This is a genomic window from Labedella phragmitis (genome assembly GCF_004078635.1).
GTDB lineage: Bacteria > Actinomycetota > Actinomycetes > Actinomycetales > Microbacteriaceae > Labedella > Labedella phragmitis.
Genome location: NZ_RZNB01000001.1, coordinates 267,485 through 286,424 on the forward strand (window position 1 = coordinate 267,485; position 18,940 = coordinate 286,424).

At 69.6% G+C, this 18,940-nt stretch carries 20 protein-coding genes and 1 tRNA gene; 5 read left to right on the top strand and 16 right to left on the bottom strand.

All coding sequences use genetic code 11. From position 1 onward, the window contains the following. Positions 1-50 precede the first annotated feature (50 nt). The 6 genes from ELQ90_RS01370 to ELQ90_RS01395 are packed head-to-tail and all read right to left on the bottom strand — an operon-like array spanning position 51 to position 7,248. Positions 51-1,871: a protein kinase domain-containing protein gene (locus tag ELQ90_RS01370; protein WP_128493471.1), complete on the bottom strand. Its 1,821-nt coding sequence runs from the start codon at positions 1,869-1,871 to the stop codon at positions 51-53. Further along, positions 1,868-3,325: a peptidoglycan D,D-transpeptidase FtsI family protein gene (locus tag ELQ90_RS01375; RefSeq protein ID WP_128493472.1), complete on the bottom strand. Its 1,458-nt coding sequence runs from the start codon at positions 3,323-3,325 to the stop codon at positions 1,868-1,870. The genes ELQ90_RS01370 and ELQ90_RS01375 overlap by 4 nt, the downstream gene beginning before the upstream one ends. Continuing rightward, positions 3,322-4,713, bottom strand: coding sequence for an FtsW/RodA/SpoVE family cell cycle protein (locus tag ELQ90_RS01380; RefSeq protein WP_128493473.1), 1,392 nt, complete (start codon positions 4,711-4,713; stop codon positions 3,322-3,324). Before ELQ90_RS01380 ends, ELQ90_RS01375 begins: the two co-directional genes overlap by 4 nt. Beyond that, a complete protein-coding gene (locus ELQ90_RS01385) occupies positions 4,710-5,960 on the bottom strand; it encodes a Stp1/IreP family PP2C-type Ser/Thr phosphatase (protein WP_128493474.1) in 1,251 nt (416 codons plus the stop codon). The genes ELQ90_RS01380 and ELQ90_RS01385 overlap by 4 nt, the downstream gene beginning before the upstream one ends. Positions 5,961-5,965: 5 nt before the next feature. Continuing rightward, positions 5,966-6,514 (bottom strand): FHA domain-containing protein FhaB/FipA, encoded by a 549-nt coding sequence (locus ELQ90_RS01390; RefSeq protein ID WP_166408762.1) that lies wholly within the window; start codon positions 6,512-6,514, stop codon positions 5,966-5,968. After that, positions 6,511-7,248: an FhaA domain-containing protein gene (locus ELQ90_RS01395; RefSeq protein WP_128493476.1), complete on the bottom strand. Its 738-nt coding sequence runs from the start codon at positions 7,246-7,248 to the stop codon at positions 6,511-6,513. The genes ELQ90_RS01390 and ELQ90_RS01395 overlap by 4 nt, the downstream gene beginning before the upstream one ends. A gap of 267 nt (positions 7,249-7,515) precedes the next feature. Here ELQ90_RS01395 and ELQ90_RS01400 point away from each other — a divergent pair. Further along, positions 7,516-7,599, top strand: a tRNA-Leu gene (locus ELQ90_RS01400). Between the two features lie 80 nt (positions 7,600-7,679). On the opposite strand, the gene ELQ90_RS01405 is transcribed toward ELQ90_RS01400, so the two are convergent. Together ELQ90_RS01405 and ELQ90_RS01410 are read right to left on the bottom strand one after the other, a co-directional pair. Beyond that, positions 7,680-7,904 carry a hypothetical protein gene (locus tag ELQ90_RS01405; protein WP_128493477.1) on the bottom strand — a complete coding sequence of 75 codons (225 nt, stop codon included), beginning with the start codon at positions 7,902-7,904 and terminating at the stop codon, positions 7,680-7,682. A gap of 52 nt (positions 7,905-7,956) precedes the next feature. Then, the gene (locus ELQ90_RS01410) at positions 7,957-8,610 is read right to left on the bottom strand and encodes a GntR family transcriptional regulator (protein WP_128493478.1); all 654 of its coding nucleotides are present in this window, start codon (positions 8,608-8,610) and stop codon (positions 7,957-7,959) included. 88 nt (positions 8,611-8,698) lie between these two features. On the opposite strand from ELQ90_RS01410, the gene ELQ90_RS01415 reads away from it, so the two are divergent. After that, positions 8,699-9,709, top strand: coding sequence for a 1-aminocyclopropane-1-carboxylate deaminase (locus ELQ90_RS01415; RefSeq protein WP_128494089.1), 1,011 nt, complete (start codon positions 8,699-8,701; stop codon positions 9,707-9,709). 66 nt (positions 9,710-9,775) lie between these two features. On the opposite strand, the gene ELQ90_RS01420 is transcribed toward ELQ90_RS01415, so the two are convergent. The 3 genes from ELQ90_RS01420 to ELQ90_RS01430 form a co-directional block, all read right to left on the bottom strand. Further along, positions 9,776-10,096 carry a hypothetical protein gene (locus tag ELQ90_RS01420; protein WP_128493479.1) on the bottom strand — a complete coding sequence of 107 codons (321 nt, stop codon included), beginning with the start codon at positions 10,094-10,096 and terminating at the stop codon, positions 9,776-9,778. Between the two features lie 94 nt (positions 10,097-10,190). Continuing rightward, positions 10,191-10,517, bottom strand: coding sequence for an AzlD domain-containing protein (locus ELQ90_RS01425; RefSeq protein WP_128493480.1), 327 nt, complete (start codon positions 10,515-10,517; stop codon positions 10,191-10,193). Further along, on the bottom strand, positions 10,514-11,269 hold the full coding sequence (locus ELQ90_RS01430) for an AzlC family ABC transporter permease (protein ID WP_128493481.1): 756 nt from the start codon (positions 11,267-11,269) through the stop codon (positions 10,514-10,516). Before ELQ90_RS01430 ends, ELQ90_RS01425 begins: the two co-directional genes overlap by 4 nt. A gap of 89 nt (positions 11,270-11,358) precedes the next feature. On the opposite strand from ELQ90_RS01430, the gene ELQ90_RS01435 reads away from it, so the two are divergent. Then, positions 11,359-11,922, top strand: a complete 564-nt coding sequence (locus tag ELQ90_RS01435) for a helix-turn-helix domain-containing protein (protein WP_128493482.1) — start codon at positions 11,359-11,361, stop codon at positions 11,920-11,922. 48 nt (positions 11,923-11,970) lie between these two features. On the opposite strand, the gene ELQ90_RS01440 is transcribed toward ELQ90_RS01435, so the two are convergent. The 5 genes from ELQ90_RS01440 to ELQ90_RS01460 form a co-directional block, all read right to left on the bottom strand. Next, positions 11,971-12,660, bottom strand: a complete 690-nt coding sequence (locus ELQ90_RS01440) for a Pr6Pr family membrane protein (RefSeq protein WP_128493483.1) — start codon at positions 12,658-12,660, stop codon at positions 11,971-11,973. A 61-nt stretch (positions 12,661-12,721) separates the two neighbouring features. Then, positions 12,722-13,675 carry a thioredoxin domain-containing protein gene (locus ELQ90_RS01445; protein ID WP_128493484.1) on the bottom strand — a complete coding sequence of 318 codons (954 nt, stop codon included), beginning with the start codon at positions 13,673-13,675 and terminating at the stop codon, positions 12,722-12,724. 92 nt (positions 13,676-13,767) lie between these two features. Then, positions 13,768-14,472 (bottom strand): HAD hydrolase-like protein, encoded by a 705-nt coding sequence (locus ELQ90_RS01450; protein ID WP_128493485.1) that lies wholly within the window; start codon positions 14,470-14,472, stop codon positions 13,768-13,770. A 296-nt stretch (positions 14,473-14,768) separates the two neighbouring features. Continuing rightward, entirely contained in the window at positions 14,769-15,464 is a 696-nt protein-coding gene (nucS, locus tag ELQ90_RS01455) for an endonuclease NucS (RefSeq protein ID WP_128493486.1), read from the bottom strand. 43 nt (positions 15,465-15,507) lie between these two features. Continuing rightward, entirely contained in the window at positions 15,508-16,743 is a 1,236-nt protein-coding gene (locus ELQ90_RS01460; RefSeq protein ID WP_128493487.1) for an MFS transporter, read from the bottom strand. A 126-nt stretch (positions 16,744-16,869) separates the two neighbouring features. On the opposite strand from ELQ90_RS01460, the gene ELQ90_RS01465 reads away from it, so the two are divergent. Beyond that, entirely contained in the window at positions 16,870-17,949 is a 1,080-nt protein-coding gene (locus ELQ90_RS01465; RefSeq protein ID WP_128493488.1) for a LacI family DNA-binding transcriptional regulator, read from the top strand. A gap of 87 nt (positions 17,950-18,036) precedes the next feature. After that, the gene (locus ELQ90_RS01470) at positions 18,037-18,936 is read left to right on the top strand and encodes an NmrA family NAD(P)-binding protein (RefSeq protein ID WP_128493489.1); all 900 of its coding nucleotides are present in this window, start codon (positions 18,037-18,039) and stop codon (positions 18,934-18,936) included. Positions 18,937-18,940: the final 4 nt, after the last annotated feature.

Here is an 18,940-nt window from a genome sequence, read left to right on the forward strand (position 1 = left end):
ATCTCCCTCGCGTGGCGTTCGGCCACCCCCGCAATCCTAACCGAGAGGGATCATCTCTCTTGTCCGGCTCCGTCGCCCTCTCCGCCGTTGCCGTTGCCGTTCCCGTTGCCGTTCCCGTTGCCGCCGCCCTCGGTGCCGTCGCCTTCGCCGTCACCCTCTCCGCCGTTGTCGGGCTGCACGACCGTGGCGGACGTGGAGGGGGAGGACGGCGACGTCGCGCTGCCGCACGTCACGGTGTAGCTGAAGATCACGCTCGTCGCGTCGGCGTCGATGGTCACGAGAGCTTGCGTACCCGTGACGAAGCCGCCTTCGGCCTCGGTCGTTCCGCCCTGGATGTTGACGGTGTAGCCGGAGACCGACGTGCCGGACGGGCACTGGGAGAAGGCCGACCACGTGAGCGTGTAGGTCTCGCCGGCCTCGACCTCGCACGGGCTCGTGCTGCAGTCGGCGATCGTCGGCGACGCGCTCGGAGCCGGAACGCTCGGCAGCGGACCGTAGACGGTGAGGGTGATCGTGGAGCCGATATCCACGTTGCCGCGCGGGCTCACGCCCGAGACCGTGTCCACCTGGTCGGCGGCCGCCGCTGCGGCGCCGGTCTCCTTCTCCGGGACGAGGCCGAGCCGCGCGACCTCGGCGGCGGCGTCCGAGTAGGACAGTCCGATGAAGTCCGCCTCGTTGATCGTGACCGTCTCAGGTTCGGTCTCGCTCGGCGTCGGTGCCGGCTGCGAGGGCGTCGACTGCGAGGCCGACGGGGTGGGCGTCGCCGCGTCGTCGTTCGTCGGCGCGATGAGCGGCCAGAGCGACGCGACCAGCACGACGAGGAGGAGCAGGACGAGCGCCACGAGTGGCCACGTCCAGCGGGACCGCTTCTTCTTCTCGCCCTCCTGCTCGTCGTCCGCGAGCGGGACGGGGGCCGTCGGCGTCGGTCCGCCGGCCCCGGTCAGGAGCATCGTGGCGTCGTCCGCCGGAGCGGCCGCTCCCATGAGCTTCGTCGAGGCCGTGATGTCGACCCCGTCGGCGATCGCGGATACCGCTACCGTCGCGGTGGCGATGTCTCCCCGGCGGAGCGCTTGAGCGGCGCGCGCGACGTGAGCGGCTGTGGCCGGGCGTTCGGCCGGGCTCTTCGCGATCATGCTGAAGACGAGGTTGCGCACGGGCTCGGGCACCGTGACGGGAAGCTCCGGCGGAGCCTCGTTGATCTGGGCCATCGCGATGGCGACTTGCGATTCGCCCGTGAAGGGGCGCTTGCCCGCGAGGCTCTCGTAGGCGACGATGCCGAGCGAGTAGATGTCGGTCGTCGGCGACGCCGGGTGGCCAGACGCCTGCTCGGGGGACAGGTACTGGACCGTGCCCATCACCTGACCGGTCGCCGTGAGCGGCACCTGGTCGGCGATGCGCGCGATGCCGAAGTCGGTGATCTTGACCCGGCCGTCCGGCGTGATGAGCAGGTTGCCGGGCTTGATGTCGCGGTGCACGAGACCGGCGGCGTGGGCCGCCTGCAGAGCGAGCGCGGTCTGCGCGGTGATGTCGAGCACGCGATCGGTCGAGAGGACCTGCTCGCGCTCGAGGATCGTCGAGAGGGCTTCGCCGGGGACGAGTTCCATCACGAGGTAGGCGGAGCCGTTCTCCTCGCCGTAGTCGTAGACGTTCGCGATGCCCTCGTGGTTGACGAGTGCGGCGTGGCGCGCTTCGGCGCGGAACCGCTCGAGGAACCCGGGGTCCCCCATGTACTCGTCCTTGAGGATCTTGATCGCGACGGTGCGCCCGATGACCTGGTCCGTCGCCTTCCAGACCTCGCCCATCCCTCCGATGGCGATACGCGACTCGAGCTCGTATCGACCTCCGAAGGTCACCCCTGACATGGGTCTCATTCGTTCAGCACCGCCTCTAGTACCTTCTTCGCGACCGGAGCCGCCAACGCGTTTCCGCTTCCGTCTTGACCTCGTCCGCCACCGTCTTCGATGACAACCGCCACGGCGACCTGAGGATCCTCCGCCGGCGCGAAACCTGTGAACCACAGTGTGTAGGGGTCGCCGGTACCGTTCTCGGCCGTGCCCGTCTTCCCGGCGACGCTGACCCCGTCTATTCTCGCATTGGTCGCCGCGCCGCTGGAGACGCTCGCGATCATGGCCTGTGTGATCGACTCCGCCGTCTCGGGCGTCGACGTCGTCCGCAGCACGCTCGGCTCGAAGGTCTGGAGCGGCTCGAGATTGCGTCCGGTGACCTCGTCGACGAGGCCGGGAGTCATGAGTTCGCCGTCGTTGGCGATGCCCGCCGAGACCATCGCCATCTGGAGCGGAGTGGCGCGGACGTCGGACTGGCCGAACGAGCTGAGGCCCGTCTGCGGGGTGTCGAGGACCTGCGGGTAGACGCTCGACTCGACGGAGAGCGGAATCGAGAGGCTCTCGTTGAAGCCGTAGCGCTCGGCCGTCTCCCGAATGGCGTCGTCGCCGAGGCGCAGCCCGAGCTCGGCGAAGGGGATGTTGCAGCTGTACCGGATGGCGTCGGCGATCGAGACCGTGTCACCGCCACCGCCGCACTGACCCCGACCGGAGTTGAACACGGGGGTGTTCGTGCCGGGCAGTGTGAGCGATGCGGGGTTCGGGAGCTGGGTCTCGGGGGCGTACTCGCCCGACTCGAAGGCCGCGGTCGCGACGACGAGCTTGAACGTCGAGCCCGGAGGGTTCAGGTCGCCGGCGATGCCCCGGTTGATGAGCGGGTCGCCCTCGTCCTCGAGCAGGGCGTTGTAGTTGCCGATGACCGCTTGCGTGTCGGTGCCCGCGAGAGCGTTCGGGTCGTACGTGGGCGTCGAGACCATGGCGAGGATGCGTCCCGTGGCGGGCTCGATGGCGACGACCGATCCCGACATGTCCCCGAGTGCGTCGAACGCCGCTCGCTGCACGGCCGGGTCGACCGTGACCTGGACGGCTGCGCCCTTGGGCGGCTGTCCCGAGATGATGCGGTTGATCTCGTCGAGGAACTGCAGGTTCGAGGTGCCGCTCAAGAGATCGTTCATCGAGCGTTCGATGCCGGACGAGCCCTGCGTGGGATTGAAGTAGCCCGTGACCGCCGCGTAGAGCTCGGCCTCCGGGTACTGGCGCTGGAAGGCGAACCGGTCGCCCGTCGCGACCGATTGCGCGATGACCTCGCTGCCCGCGAGGATCGGACCGCGTTCCGTGCGGTAGCTGTCGTACAGCGTGCGAGAGTTGCGGGGGTCTGCGGCGAGCGAGTCTGCCTGGAACACCGTGATGACGCTCGTGGACATGAACAGCGCAGCGAACATCGCGACGACGACGACGCTCACGCGCCGCAATTCCTTGTTCACGCGCTCACCTCCGTGTTCCGAGCCGGTTTCGCGCTGTCGCTCACGCGCAGCAGCAGAGCGACGATGATCCAGTTCGCGACGAGCGACGACCCTCCAGCGGCGAGGAACGGCGTCGTGAGACCGGTGAGGGGGATCACGCGAGTGACGCCGCCGACCATGATGAAGACCTGCAGGGCGACCGTGAACGCGAGACCGAGCGACAAGAGCTTGCCGAAGTCGTCGCCGTCCATGAAGCCGACGCGGATGCCGCGACCGACGAACACGAGGTAGAGCGCCAGGATCGCGAAGAGGCCCGCGAGGCCGAGCTCCTCGCCGAGGCTCGCGATGATGTAGTCGCTCTCGGCGAGAGGAGTGATGGCGGGCCGGCCCTGGCCGAGCCCCGTGCCGACGAGTCCACCGTGCGCGAGCCCGAAGATGCCCTGCAGGAGCTGGAAGCTGCCGCCTTGCGCGTCGTAGACCTCCTGACTGAAGGCGTCGAGCCAGTTGTTGAAGCGCCCATTCACGTACGTGAGCGACTGGCTCGCGATCGCCGCACCGCCGCCGAAGAGACCGAGGCCGATGAGGACCCAGCTGAGCCGGCCCGTCGCGACGTAGATCATGACGGTGAACATGCCGAAGTAGAGGAGCGCGGTACCGAGGTCGCGCTGGAACACGATGACCCCCATCGAGAGCGCCCAGACGACGACGATCGGGCCGAGGTCGCGGAGCCGGGGGAACTGGATCCCGAGGAAGCGCCTGCCGACGAGGGAGAGCGAGTCGCGCGTGCGCACGAGGTAACCGGCGAAGAAGATCGCCAGCGCGATCTTCGCGACCTCTCCGGGCTGGAAGGTCAGGACGTCGCCGATGCCGATCCAGACCTGGGCGCCGTTGACGCGCCTGCCGAGGCCCGGGATGAGCGGCAGGAGCAGGAGGACGAAGGCCGAGAAGCCGAAGACGTAGGTGTACCGGAAGAGCACGCGGTGGTTCCGGACGACGAGGATCACGGTGATCGCGGCGATGATCGCGATCGCGCTCCACACGATCTGTCGCGTCGAGAAGGCGTCCCACCCCGTGTAGCCCTCGGCGATGTCGAGACGGTAGATCATCGCGACGCCGATGCCGTTCAGCACCGAGACGATCGGGAGGAGCAACGGGTCGGCCTTCGGCGCGACGTAGCGGAGACAGACGTGGAGACCGAGGACGAGCGCCGCGAGGGTCGCCGTGAGCGAGACGAGCGTCGTGTCGATCGCGCCGGTCGCTCCGAGCTGGACGAGGAGGACCATCACGATGTTGACGATGAACGCGAGGACGAGCAGGGAGAGTTCGCGGTTGCGTTCCGTCTGCGGGATGCGGAGCTTCCGCATCGTCTTGATGACGCTCGTGTCCGCGACGATCTTGGGCGTGGTCATGATCCGCCCCCGAGTCCGGAGCGCGACTTGATCCGCTCGACCGTCTCGCGGATCTCGGCGAGGCCCTCGGGTCCGACCGTCTGTTCGATCCGCTGCCGGTCGTAGACGTTGAGCAGGGAGAGCGGGATGCCGGTGTCCTCGAACTCCGAGGAGAGCGAGATCGGTCCGACGCTCTGCTGGATGCCCTGGAAGATCACGACGGTGTCGTCGTCCGACCCGAGGTAGTAGCGCGTCTGGGTCCAGGAGTAGGCGCCGAGCAGGGCGAGCCCGATCGCGAGGATGATGACGACGATTCCCGCGAGCCACGCGAGCCGACGACGCTTGGCGCGTCTGGCGTCCTCCTCGATGAGCTCCTCGAGATAGTCCTCGGCGTCCGACTCGAAGTGCGACGGGTTGGCGGGCGAGGGCCGGACGGAGTGCAGCATGGCCGGGATGAGGCCCGTGCGCTGCTTCGGCGCGACCTCGCTGAAGGACAACGGCTTCGAGGCCGAGCCCACGATGACGGGCTTGCGCTCCGGGAGCGTCTCGCCGATGTCGAGGATGACGGCGGTGACGTTGTCTGGAGCGCCGTGGTCGAGGGTCAGCTTGACGAGCCGGTCACCCGTCGCCTTGGCCGAGACGCGCTCGGCGAGGATCTTCTCGATGTCGGCGTCGTCGACGAAGTCGGAGAGACCGTCGGAGCACAGCAGCCACCGATCGCCGGGCTTCGTCGTCATCGCGAAGGTGTCGACCTCGGGAGCGGAGTCGACGTCGCCGAGCACCCGCATCAGGACGGAGCGCCGCGGGTGCACCCGCGCTTCGTCCGGCGTGATGCGCCCCGAGTCGACGAGCCGCTGCACGAACGTGTGGTCGGTCGTGATCTGGCTGAGTTCGCCGTCGCGGTAGAGGTAGATGCGGGAGTCGCCGATGTGGGCGATGACGACCTGGTCGCCGACGATGGAGATCGCGTCGACCGTCGTCCCCATTCCGGTGAGTTCCGGGTGCTCGAAGACCGTCTCGGCGAGCTCGCCGTTGGCCGCGGCGATCGCACTCTGGAGAGCGGACTGCGCCTCCTCGATCGTCGAGTACTCGGTGTCGGCCTTGAGGATGCGCTGGAGCGCGATCGCGCTCGCCACGTCTCCGCCGGCGTGACCGCCCATGCCGTCGGCGACGACGAAGAGGTGGTTCCCGATGTAGGCGGAATCCTGGTTGTTCGAGCGGACCTTCCCCACGTGGGAGACCGCGGCACTGTCGGCCGTGTACTCCATCGGGGTCAGCCTCGCAGTTCGAACACCGTCTGGCCGACCTTGATCGGGGTGTGCAGGGGGACCTGGGTGGGGGAGCCGATGCGCTTGCCGTCGAGGAACGTTCCGTTGGTGGAGCCGAGGTCCTGGATCATCCACTCCTCGTTCCACTTCAGCAACCGCGCATGGTGCGTCGAGGTGTAGTCGTCGCGGAAGACGAGGCTCGAGTCGGCGGAGCGGCCGATCGTGATCGGACCGCTGCCGAGCGGGATCTCCTGGCCTTCACGAGGACCCTGCGTGATGACGAGGCGGCGGGCGTTCGCAGCGGTGGCGAAACCGCCGCGCGTACGGTTGACGGCCGCCGTCGGGGCGGTCGGCGACGACGGGGCGGCCGGGGGGCGCGTCGGCGTGGGTGCAGGCGCGGGGCTTGCGGCTGCGGATGCTCCACTCGCCGAGGCGGGCTTGCGGTTGCCTCGTCCGAAGAGATCGGCGCGCAGCGCGTAGACCACGCCGAGCACGAAGAACCACAGGAGGATCAGGAAACCGAAACGGAGAACGAGGAGGGTGAGTTCACTCACGCGCTGGGCCCCCAGAAACCGTCGTGACGCGCCGTCGCGTCGTCCATCCGGCGGATCGGGGCCGTCGGCTCGGCCTGGGCGAGCACGCGGAAGACGATGCGGGTGCGACCGATCTGGATCGACGAGTCGGGGGAGAGGGCGACCTCGCTGAAGCGCTCGCCGTTCATGGTCGAGCCGTTGGTCGAGCCGAGGTCGCGCGCGGCGGCGCGCTCGCCGTCCCACAGGATCTCCACGTGTCGACGGCTCGTGCCGGAGTCGTCGACCGTGATGTCGGCGTCGCGTCCGCGACCGATCACGGTGCGCGCCTTCGTGATGGGGTACCGCTTGCCGCCGATGTCGAGCACGGGCGTCCACGCTACCCGGCTCTTCGTGTTCTGGGAATCCACGCGCAGCATGCCGTCGCTCATCGAGGGTTCCGCCTCGAGCACGATCTGGATGCCGCCGGCGAACTGGTAGCCCTGCGAGGTCGCGTGCTTCTGGACGAGCGCGGTGAGCTCGTCGATGAGCGCCGGACCGATCGCGGTCATGCGCCGATGATCGGTGACCGACATGACGACGCGGAAGGAATTGGGGGAGAGGATGCGTTCGCGGCTGACGACGGCGGCCTTCGTGTCCATCTCCCGCTTCAAAGCGCTCGTGATCTCGACCGGTTGCAGCCCGGAACGGAAGGCCTTGGCAAACGCCCCATTGACGGCGCGCTCCAAGCCCTTCTCGAAGTTGTCCAGAATGCCCACGATGCTCCTGAAGTGGTGTGACGGCTACCCACATGTTAGTGGGAGCCCCTGGAAACGCCCCTGAACGCCTCCCCGGTCGCCCGGGGAGTGGCTCGTGCCCGGTGTCGGATGCGTTCGACTGGAGCCTGTCGACGCTCGTGACCGTTCCGGAATGGCGCCATCGACGGGTCGGCGCATGGACGGGGCCGACCGCTCGTCCCGTCGAATGGCCCCGTCCCTCCGCGCGTGCTAATCTCGCTGCGGTGGTGCGCGTGCGCATCATGACTCGCGCGAGTGGCGGAATTGGCAGACGCGCTGGCTTCAGGTGCCAGTGCCCGCAAGGGCGTGGGGGTTCAAGTCCCCCCTCGCGCACACGATACACAGGTAACGAGACACGGGCACCGATCGGAGACGATCGGTGCCTTCGTCGTTTCCGGCGTCGGCCTCTCGGCTCAGACGCCGCCGCCTCCCGGACGCATCCACGCCGTCGTCCCGGTCGCACGGTCCGTCGCGGTCCCGATGTCGGTGCCGGGATCCGTTCCCGCTCGCAGCTGGTCGTCGTGCCCGTCGTCATCCGGTCGGCGGCCGATGAGGGGCCGGACGAGAACGACGGCGACGAAGACGAGTCCGACGATGATGAGCACCACGAGGGCCGCTGTCAGGATGATCTCTCCCATGCGCTCAGGGTAGGCGCGCGCCGCGTCACCGCCTAGAGCACGACGGTGGACATCAGTCGCCGAGAGTGCGGGCGAGGGTGAGCCAGTTCTCTCGCGCGAGGGCGGCCGCGCCTTCCGCGTCGCCGGCCCGGGTGCGCTCGACGATGGCGCGGTGCTGGCCGACCGATTCGCGCGCGGCGAGGGAAGCGAAGCGCACCCGCTCGACACGGCGGATGAGGGGGGTGGTCTGTTCGAGCACGTCCGCGAGCATCGTGTTGCCGCTGCGCTCGACGAACACGGCGTGGAACGCATCGTCCGCGGCGAGGGCCGCATCGGCATCGTCGGCCTCGAGTGCGGTCGCGAAGCGCTCGTTCGCGGCGGCCATCGCGTCGACGTCCTCCTCGGACACGAGCGGCACGGCGAGGCGTGCGGCGAGTTCGTGCATCGCCGAGGCGACCTGCTGGGCGTGCAGGGTCGCCGGGTCGTCGAGGGGCGACACGATCGTGGCGCGGCCCGGCCGGGCGATCACGAGGCCGGCGCGCGAGAGGCGCAGCAGGGCTTCACGGATCGGGGTGCGGCTGACGCCGAGCCAGGACTCGAGTTCGCTGTCGCGCAGACGCTCGCCGGGAGCGAAGGTGCCGTCGACGATCGCCTCGCGGAGGGAGAGGTAGACGTCATCGCGGAGGAGTGAGCGCACGTGGACGGCGCTCGCGGAGGGCACGGGCATGTGTCGAGAGTACCAGTCGACGTGCAATATATTGGATGTGCGGGAATCCCCCGCGTCGTTCCCCCACCACTCCATCGACGAGGAATCCATGCCGCTCTCCGACTTCCCCCGCTACCCGCTCACCTTCGGCCCGAGCCCCGTTCACCACTTGCCGCGGCTCAGTCAGCACCTCGGTGGAGCTCAGATCTGGGCTAAGCGGGAAGACGTCAGCAGCGGGCTCGCCTTCGGCGGCAACAAGACGCGCAAGCTCGAATACCTCGTCCCGGACGCACTCGCCCAGGGAGCTGACACGCTCGTCTCGATCGGCGGCTACCAGTCGAACCACACGCGTCAGGTCGCCGCCGTCGCAGCGAAGCTCGGTCTCAAGGCGCGTCTCGTGCAGGAGAACTGGGTCGAGTGGCCCGACCCGCTGAGCGACCGCGTGGGCAACATCCAGCTCTCCCGCATGATGGGCGCGAAGGTCACGCTCGACTCGGCCGGATTCGACATCGGCATCCGCTCGAGCTGGCAGCAGGCGATCGACGAAGTCGTCGCCGACGGCGGAACGCCCTACGCGATCCCGGCGGGCGCGTCGGACCACAAGCTCGGCGGCCTCGGTTTCGCGAACTGGGCGGCCGAGGTCGAACAGCAGGAGCGCGAGCTCGGCGTCTTCTTCGACACCATCATCGTGTGCACCGTCACGGGTTCGACGCACGCCGGCATGATCGCGGGTTTCGCCGGCCAGGAGCGGCCGCGTCGCGTCATCGGCATCGACGCCTCCGCGACGCTCGAGAAGACCCGCGCGCAGGTCGAGCGCATCGCACGCAACACCGCGGAGCTCATTGGCCTCGGTCGTGACCTCCGCGACGACGAGATCACCGTGCTCGAGGGCTGGGCCGGCGACCTCTACGGCATCCCCGTGCAGTCGACGATGGAGGCGATGCGACTGGGAGCCGAACTCGAGGCGATGATCACCGACCCGGTCTACGAGGGGAAGTCGCTCGCCGGCCTCATCGATCTCGTGCAGTCGCGGGACATCCCGGCCTCGAGCACGGTGCTCTACGCACACCTCGGGGGCCAGCTCGCCCTCAACGCCTACAGCGGACTCTTCCGTTCCTGACGCGCTCGCCGATCGTCGGCTGCCGGCTCCTCGTGACGCTCCTGGGCGCTTCGATGTGCCGGGGCCTCAGGCGATCCGGAGGAGGGCGACGACCACGGTCGTGATGAAGACGGCGGCGCTCACGCAGATGCCGACGACGGCGAGGGTCGGTGATTCGTTCGCGCGTCGAAGACCGCGGGCGGCGACGATGCTCACGATGAGGCCGACGATGGAGAGGACGGGGATGAGGCCGAGGACGACGCCCGCGATCGCCGCGTTCCGTCGGTTGCTCGTGGGGGTGTCGCGGACGCTCCGATCGCTGCCGTCGGCGGCTCCCGTGCTCGGCTGGACCTGTCCGGCGGTGGACCCCAGGTGACCGCCGAACTCGCTCCCGTTCATCGATGTCATGTCGGTCTCCCTCGTCGCCGCGATCGTGATGGTGCTCGGAACCTAGCAGCGGAGGAGCGCTCCCGCCACGGCCCGATGTCCGAGCCGCTCCCGCTCACGGGATGCCGACGAGTCGGAGGACGGCGGCCACGGCGGCCGCTGCGATGACGACCACGACGAACGGGGCTTTACGCCACGCCAGCAGGCCGCCGACCGCGACGCCCGCCGGGCGGGCCCAGCCCACGAACTCCTGAGCCTCGACGAGCGTCGCTGTCGCGATGAGTGCACAGAAGAGCACCGCCACTCCCGTGTCGAGGAGTTCCTGAACGCGGTCGGACGGCGTGATGCGCGCCCGGAGGAGGACGCCGACGAGCCGCAGTGCGAGCGTCCCGACCGCGAGTGCGCCGGCGGCGACGAGGAGGCCGATCGTGACGGCGCTCATCGAGCCGTCTCGGACTCGGTCGTGCCGGTCACGCCGGTCGTGCCGTCCGTCGTCGCCGTCGGAGCGATCACCGTGGCCGGCGACCGCCGCGGCGGCAGTCCTGCCAACACGCCGAGGAGGGCGAGCAGGACAGGCACCCCGGCGGGCAGGAACGGCGAGGTCACGAGCGCGACGACGACTCCCACGGCGACCGCTCGGCCCACGCGGATCGACCGGAGAATCGGCAGGACGAGCGCGAGGATGATCGCGGGGAACGCCGCATCGAGTCCGAGGGCGTCGGTGTCGGGGATCGTCGTCCCGACGGCCGCCCCGGCCACGACCCCCAGGTTCCAGCAGAGGAAGAGCGCGACCCCGCACAACCAGAAGGCGGCTCGGCGATGCTCGCCACGCGGTTGGATGAGCGCGAAGGCAGCGCTCTCGTCGGTCAGGAGGTGACTGCCGAGGAGCGTTCGCCACCACCCCCGTCCCACGGCGTCACCCACGGCGAGGCCGAGGGGGAGCAGACGGGCGTTGACGAGCAGGCCGGCGGCCACGGCCGCGAGGAGCGATCCGCCCGAGGCGATCACGCCCACGAGGAGGAATTGGGACGCTCCCGCGAAGACGACGACGGACAGGAGTGTCGGCAACCAGAGCGGAAGGCCGGCGCCGATCGAGATCGCGCCGAACGCGAACCCGACGATGCCGTCGGCGGCGCACACGACGAGGATCGACCGGGCGGTGGACGGATCGACCGCCCTCCAGAGAGCAAGCATGATGTCATGGTGCTCGGCTGGTAAGGTGTTCGTCAAGTCGAACGATAAGCCACTTCAGTGAACGATCGCTCCTCGGAGGAGGCAAACACATGGCCGAGAACGCCGGGGCACCGCTCGCCGCCATCGCCGCCGCCCTCCAGCGTGAACGCCGCCGGATCGGACTCTCCCTCGCCGAGGTGGCCCGGCGCGCGGGCATCGCCAAATCGACGCTCTCCGGGCTCGAGGCGGGAACCGGCAATCCCAGTATCGAGACGCTGTGGGCGCTGAGCTCAGCCCTCGAGGTCCCCTTCTCGCTCCTCGTCGATCCGCCGCAACCGGTGGTTCAGGTGATCCGTGCGGGGGAGGGGCCGGCGCTGTCGTCGGAGAGCGCCGACTACATCGCGACGCTCCTGTCGGCGTCGCCCGCGAAGACGCGCCGCGACATCTACCTCATCACGGCGCAACCGGGCGAGCCCCGCCGCTCGGAGCCGCACCTGCCTGGCACTCTCGAGCACGTCGTGCTCAGCGTCGGTCGCGCGCTCGTGGGCCCGACCGACGACGCCGTCGAGATCGGTCCGGGCGACTACGTCCTCTATCCGGGCGATGTCGCGCACGTGTTCGAGGCCCTCGAGCCCGGCACGGCCGCGGTGCTCGTCTCGGAGCACCGCAGCTGACGGGTCCGGGCTCGCTACCCGCGCGTCGGGTGGGGCCAGCTGGACGGGTCAGGTCCGCTCGGGAGCAGAGGCGTGCACGCGTCGCCGTGAGAGCCACAGGATGCCGAGGCCGACGGCGGCGATCACGATGGCGATGAGGACGACGTAGAAGGCGACCGAGAGGTAGCCGTTGTCGGAGAGCCGCGGGTCGAGGAAGGGGTAGGGGTACCACCCGGCCGTGCCGGTCGAGGGGCTCGTCACGAGCGGAGCACGGAGGAGCGTGTACGCCGCCCACGCGAGCGGGAAGATCACGACGACGCCGATCGTCTTCGCGGGCAGCGCCCTGACTCCCGGCGCGACGAGCCGATCGATGAGGAGATACGCGGGCGCTATGGCGTGGACGATCTCGTTCGACCACGGCTGGGTGAGTCCGGAGTCGAGCTCGATCCCCCGCAGCAGGACGTTGTAGACGATGCCCGTCGTCACCATGTACGTGGTGACGCTCGTGAGCAGGATCGCGAACCAGCGCGGGTCCTGGCCCCGCTCCCTCAGGACCACCACGGCGCCGATGGCGAGCGTGACGGCCGCGGCGAGGTTCGACTGGATCGTGAAGAAGCTGAAGAAGTTGCCGAGCGTCGTGCCGAGGAGGTCGGGCTTCCCGGTGGACCAGAAGGTGATGCTCGTGACGAGCTGACCCACGATGGCCGCGACGATCGCCACGGCGACGGCACCTCGGACGATGGCGACGACGATCCTCACGGCTGCCTCGCTTCGTGTGGAGCGGGCGACGTGAAGCGAGGCCACCGCGGGATCCGGTCCGTCAGGGGGTGGGGGTCGTGGTCGGCGTTGGCGCGTCGGTCGGCGCGGGCGTCTCGGTGCCGTCGCCCTCGGTGCCGTCGCTCTCGATGCCCTCGCCCTCCGCGGGAGCGAGCACCTGTGTGATGAACGCGATCACTTGGGCGGGGTCGTCGATCGCGCCGGTGTACTCCTCGCCGTTGACGAGCAGGAGCGATCCCGACTCGAGCGTCGCGCTCGAGTTCGGCAACGTGCCCGTGGTCGCGCGTTCCGTCGCGCCCTCGACCCAGCCCGTGAAGCGGCCGTCCGTGATGCACTCCTCGACGCCGTCGATCGTCGCGCCGGCAGTGGCGACGAGGGCCGCGAGGTCCTCGTTCGTGGGTGTTCCGCCGCTCGCGTCCGCCTGCTCCGCGATGAGCGTCGTGTGCACCGTGAGGAAGTCGTCCGGCGCGAAGGACGCGACGCACGCAGCGGCGTTCGCGGCACGCAGTCCGTAACCGTCGCCGGACAGGGCGACGGGGTGCACCTCGAGCGACGCGTACCCGGCGGTGACCCACTGCTGGACCTGCTCGAGGTTCGCCGTCGAGAAGGTGGCCGCGTCGGCGTCCGAGTAGTCCACGTAGAGGCGCATGTTGACCTGGTTCTCGGCCATGCCCTCTTCGGTCGCGACGGGCTCGGCACCCCACTCGAGCGGCGCGGTCTGCGTCGCCGTGATCGCGGAACCGTCACCCGTGAGCACGATGCCGTCGCTCAGCATGTTGTCCGGACCGCGGTTGGCGGACCGGACGGCCGTGAGGATCGCCCACGCGACGAGGGCCAGCACTGCGAGGACCGCGACGACGGTGATGACGATCGCGGTGATCTTGCGGCGTTTGCGTCGCTTGCGCTCCTGCTCGCGCTCGATCCGCGCGATCTCCCGCTGGAACTCCTTGCGTTCCTTCTTCGTCATCGACGCGAGTTCGCGGTTCAGGTTCGTCATGTCGCGGGACCAGGGCTTTCGTTCGAGTGGCGGAAATCCTCGCAGAGTCTATCGGCCGACCGGTCTCGACCTCGGGGAACGTCCGGCGGGCCTCAACCGATGAGGAGCGTCGCGAGCCGATCCGTCGAGTGGACGACGGCCATCGCGTCGGCCGCCTCGGCGGGGGAGCCGTAGCCCCACTCCACGATGATCGCGGGGATCCCGTGGGCCGCAGCACCCTCGACGTCATGGATGCGGTCGCCGACGAGGACCATGCGGCTCGTGTCGACCTCGAGTTCGCGCAACCGGCGCAGGGCCTCGGCGACCACGTCGGCCTTCGCGCTGCGGGTCTCGTCGTCGCTCGCTCCGCAGATGACCGTGAAGAAGGAGGAGAGCCCGAAGTGGTCGAGGATCGGGACGACCTGCGACTCGGGCTTGCTGCTCGAGACGGCGAGCGGGATGCCGCGTTCGTGCAGACGCTGGATGAGTCCGGCCATGCCGGGGTAGACGGCGGACTCGTTGTAGGGGCCGACCTCCGAGACGAGACGGCGGTAGATGCCGAGGGCCTGCGCCGACTGTTCGGGCGTGAAGCCCGCGAAGTCGCGGAACGAGTCGAGGATGGGCGGACCGACCCATCGCAGCAGGTCGGCGTTCGAGGGCACGGGCGCCCCCATCTCGGCGAGCGTCAGTGCCAGGCGGTGCACGATGCCGGGGGCCGAGTCGGTGATCGTGCCGTCGAGGTCGAACAGGATGCACGACCATGAGCGGCTGATCGGGGTCTGGCCGTAGTCGAGCGTTGCGGAGTCGGGAGTCGTCATGGTGGTCCGTTCGGGATGGTGATGCGGGGTCGGGCGGGTCGCCGGGCGACGCCTCGTCGCGCCCCGCAGGGCATCGTAGCCGACGCTCGTGTCCCGCCGGGTTCCGTTCGAGTCGTCACATATCGGCGACACGAGCGCCTCCGCACCGCCGCTCGGTGACGGCCGGGACGGCGGGTTCGTGACAACTCGATGTTCTCCGGACGCTTGCTGGACGCATATCCGCGGTGTGAGCGCGTTCCGACCGCGGATGTGTGACAACCGGGCAGATCAGGTGTCCGATACGCGAGTGGATCCGATCAGAACAGGCGTGCGATGCCGTCGTCGATGCCGCGCATCGCGTCGTAGTCGAGCACGAGGCAGCGGATGCCGCGATCCTCGGCGAGGGTGCGCGCTTGCGGCTTGATCTCCTGGGCCGCGAACACGCCCGTGACGGGAGCGAGCAGCGGGTCCCGGTTCATGAGCTCGAGGTAACGCGTCAACTGCTCGACGCCGTCGATGTCCCCACGACGCTTGAGCTCGACGGCGACGGACGCCCCCGACGCGTCCCGAGCGAGGATGTCGACGGGACCGATCGCCGTCATGTACTCGCGCCGCACGAGGGTGTGCCCGTCGCCCAGCAGGTGGATCTGCTCGGCGAGGAGCTTCTGCAGGTGCGCCTCCACGCCGTCCTTCTGGAGGCCCGGGTCGACACCGAGATCGTGCGCGGAGTCGTGCTCGATGTCGTGGATCGAGACGACGAGCATGTCGGCCGTCTTGGTGTGCGTGACCTTCCACACCTCGGAGACACCGGCCGAGCGCTGGACCTCGTCGGGCTCGATGATGCTGAGCGTGCACGGCGGGCTCATCCAGTTGAGCGGCTTGTAGCTGCCGCCGTCGGAGTGGACGAGGAGACTCCCGTCCCCCTTCACGAGCAGGAGCCGCTTCGCGAGAGGGAGATGAGCGGTGAGTCGTCCGGCATAGTCGACCGAGCAGGTCGCGATCACGAGGCGCACTCGGCGAGTTTAGCCCGCGCAGGGAGGGACGGGGCGCGCCCGCTCAGCCCGCCGACTGCTCGGCGGCCGAGCGCTCGCGAGCCGCCCCCGAGGACAGTCCCGCGACGATCATGAGGACGAAGACGATGAGCAACGCGTTCAGGATCCCCACGTGGTCGGCGACGATCCCGATGAGCGGAGGGCCCACGAGGAACGCGCAGTAACCGATCATCGCGACGGCGCTCACGCGCGCGGCGGCATGGCGGGGGTCGTCGGCGGCGGCCGACATGCCGACAGGGAAGCCGAGCGAGCATCCGAGTCCCCACAGCACGGCGCCGACGATCGCCACAGGGAAGACGGGCGAGAAGATGAAGAGGGCGAGACCGACGATGCCCGTCGCGGCCGAGATGCGGAGCACCGAGACCCGGTCGAAGCGATCGATGAGGGGACCGCCGGCGACGCGTCCGACGGTCATCGCGCCGACGAAGACGCCGAAGACGATCGCCCCGGTCGTGTTGGTCTGGTCGTGCCCGTCGACGACGGCGATCGGCAGCCAGTCGTTGGCACTGCCCTCGGCGAACGCCATCCCGAGCATGATCAGGCCGATGAAGACGAGTCGCGGGTCGGCCCAGACGAGCAGCTTCTCGCGGACGCGCTCCCGGAACGGCGCCCCGTTCTCCGGCTGGACGGCCGCGAGGTCCTGACGGATCGGCACGAAGCGCACGGCGACGAGCACACTCACGACGAGGAGGACGGACATCCCGATCGCGTGCCACGTGACGTCGATCGAGAGGGCCGACGCGGCCGCACCGATCCCCGCACCCGCGACGGTGCCCGCGCTGAAGAGGGCGTGCATGAGCGGGAGCACGGTCTTGCCGAGCTCCTTCTCGACCGCGGCACCCTCGACGTTCATCATCACGTCGACGCTGCCGTTGCCGTACCCGAAGATCGCGAGACCGATGAACACGACGACGGGCGAGACGAGAACGCCGGCTCCGACGCCGACGATCGCGAGGCCCACCGCGACGAGGATCATCGACAGTGCCATGCCGCGTCGCGGGCCGAGCGTGCTGAGGAGCCACGCCGACAGCAGCAGCCCGAGGATCGAACCCGCCGACATTCCGAAGATGAGGACGCCGACGTTGCCCGTCGTGAGGCCGAGCCCGTCACGGATCGCGGGGAGCCGCGACACCCACGTCGCGATGCTCAGGCCGGAGAGGGCGAACAGGACGAAGATGGCGTTCCGCCACCCGACGAGTTCCGATCGGGTGAACGAGCTGGTGCGCAGTGGTGATGACAAGTTCAAATTTCCCGTGAATGTGCGGATCGAATCGATTCGAGAGGCGAATCCGCCTAAGCTATCCCGGGCGGACTGGACGCGTCAAGGCGTCGAGGGGACCGACCCGACCCGGACGGCAGGGAGACGATGGGCCGACACAGCGACAACGGCGAGGCGGACGGGCGCGCGACGCTTTCCGACGTCGCCGCGCGGGCGGGGGTCTCGCCCTCCACGGCCTCGATCGCCTTCAGCGGTCAGGGCCCGGTAGCGGAGGCGACGAAGGCACGCGTGCTCGCGGCCGCCGAGGAGCTCGGCTACACGGGGCCCGATCCGCTCGCGCGCTCACTCCGCACCGGGCGGAGCGGAATCGTCGGCGCGCTCATCCCGCAGCGGATCGGCACGTCGTTCCGCGATCCCGTCATCATCCAGACGCTCGACGGGCTCGCGGAGGAGCTGGGTCAGGGCGGGACGGGTCTCCTGCTGCTGTCCGAGCGGACGCGCGAGACGGATCGCGTCTCGCTCGAGGCCGCCCCCATCGACGCGCTCGTGCTGCTGGGTTGCGGTGTGTCCTCGCCCGCGGCCATCGCGGTCCTCCACCGCAGGGGCGTGCCCGTCATCACGATCGAGGGCGAACCGTCAGCGGGCGTCGCGAACATCGACGTCGACAACCGCGGCGGCACGAGGCTGCTCGCCGAGCACCTGCGCGACCTCGGCCATCGTGATGTCGCACTCGTGACGCTGGCCCTCGACGTCGGCGACGAGCTCGCGCCCCTCACCGATGCCGCGCTCGAGGCGGGGACGCTGCGTCCCGGAGTGGCTCGGGTCCACGGCGCCCGGGACGTCTTCCCCGCCGCACCGGGGATCATCGCGAGCGGCAGCACGATCGCCGACGGGCGGGCCGCCGGGCGCATGCTGCTCGACGTCGAGGCCTCCGCACGGCCCACCGCGATCATGGCGCAGAGCGACCTGCTCGCTGCAGGAGTGGTCTTCGCGGCGCAGGACCTCGGGCTGTCCGTCCCCGCGGACCTGAGCGTCGTCGGCTTCGACGGCGTGCGCATCGACGAGTTGCCGATGCCCCTCACGACGGTCTCGCAACCGGCTCAGGAGAAGGGTGCAGCGGCCGGTCGCGCCGTCGTCGAGTTGCTCGACGGCGGGCAGCCCGAGAGCCGCTGCTTCCCCGTGGTGTTCGAGCGCGGCGGGACGACCGCGCCACCCGCCGAGCGCTGACCCGTGCTCCCGGCGACGGCGGATGCGCTGCGCCGATCCCCTACCCGAGCCGCCACCGGCGGTTCCCACACGAATCGAGCCCCAGCCATGACCGCAACCATCCTCGTCGCCGGGGGCACCGGTGACCTCGGCGGACGCATCGTCCGCGAACTCCTGCTGCACGACACGCAGGTCCGGATCCTCTCCCGTCCCGGGAGCACAACGGCGCGGACGGGCGCACACGACGAGAGGGTCGAGATCGTCGAAGCCGCGTACTCGGATCCGGCCGCGCTCGCAGCCGCAGCCGCGGGTGCCGAGACGGTCGTCTCCGCGCTCAGCGGTGTGCGTCCCGTGATCGTCGACGCCCAGCGCGCGTTGCTCGCCGCCGCGGTCGCGGCCGGCGTCCCCCGGTTCATCCCCTCCGACTACTCGTCCGATTACCGCCGCATCGCCATCGGCAGCAACCGGAACTTCGAGCTCCGACGCGAGTTCGCGGCCGACGTGGACGCCGCGGACATCCGCGCCACCTCGGTGCTCGGCGGCGCGTTCACGGACATGCTCACGGGGCAGGCGCCGATGATCGCGTTCGGGGGCAAGCGGGTGCTGTACTGGTCGTCGCCCGACCAGATCCTCGACTTCACGACGAAGGACGACGTCGCATGGACCACGGCGCACGTCGCGCTCGACGTGAACGCTCCACGCGTCGTCGAGATCGCCGGTGACCGCGTGACGGCTCGGGACCTCGCGCGTATGATGTCGCGGCTCACCGGCACGCCGTTCCGCCTCCAGTGGGCGGGCACGACGGGCTCGCTCTCCGTGATGAGCGGGGCGATGCGTCGCTTCTCGAAGGACTCCGACGAGACGTTCCCGGCGTGGCAGGGCATGCAGTACTTCGTGAGCATGTTCAGCGGGCAGGGACGGCTCCTGCACGTGCGCAACGACCGGTACGGGGATCGCGAGTGGACGACCGTCGAGGACGTGCTCGCGGCGCACCTCGCCTCGCGCTGAGCCC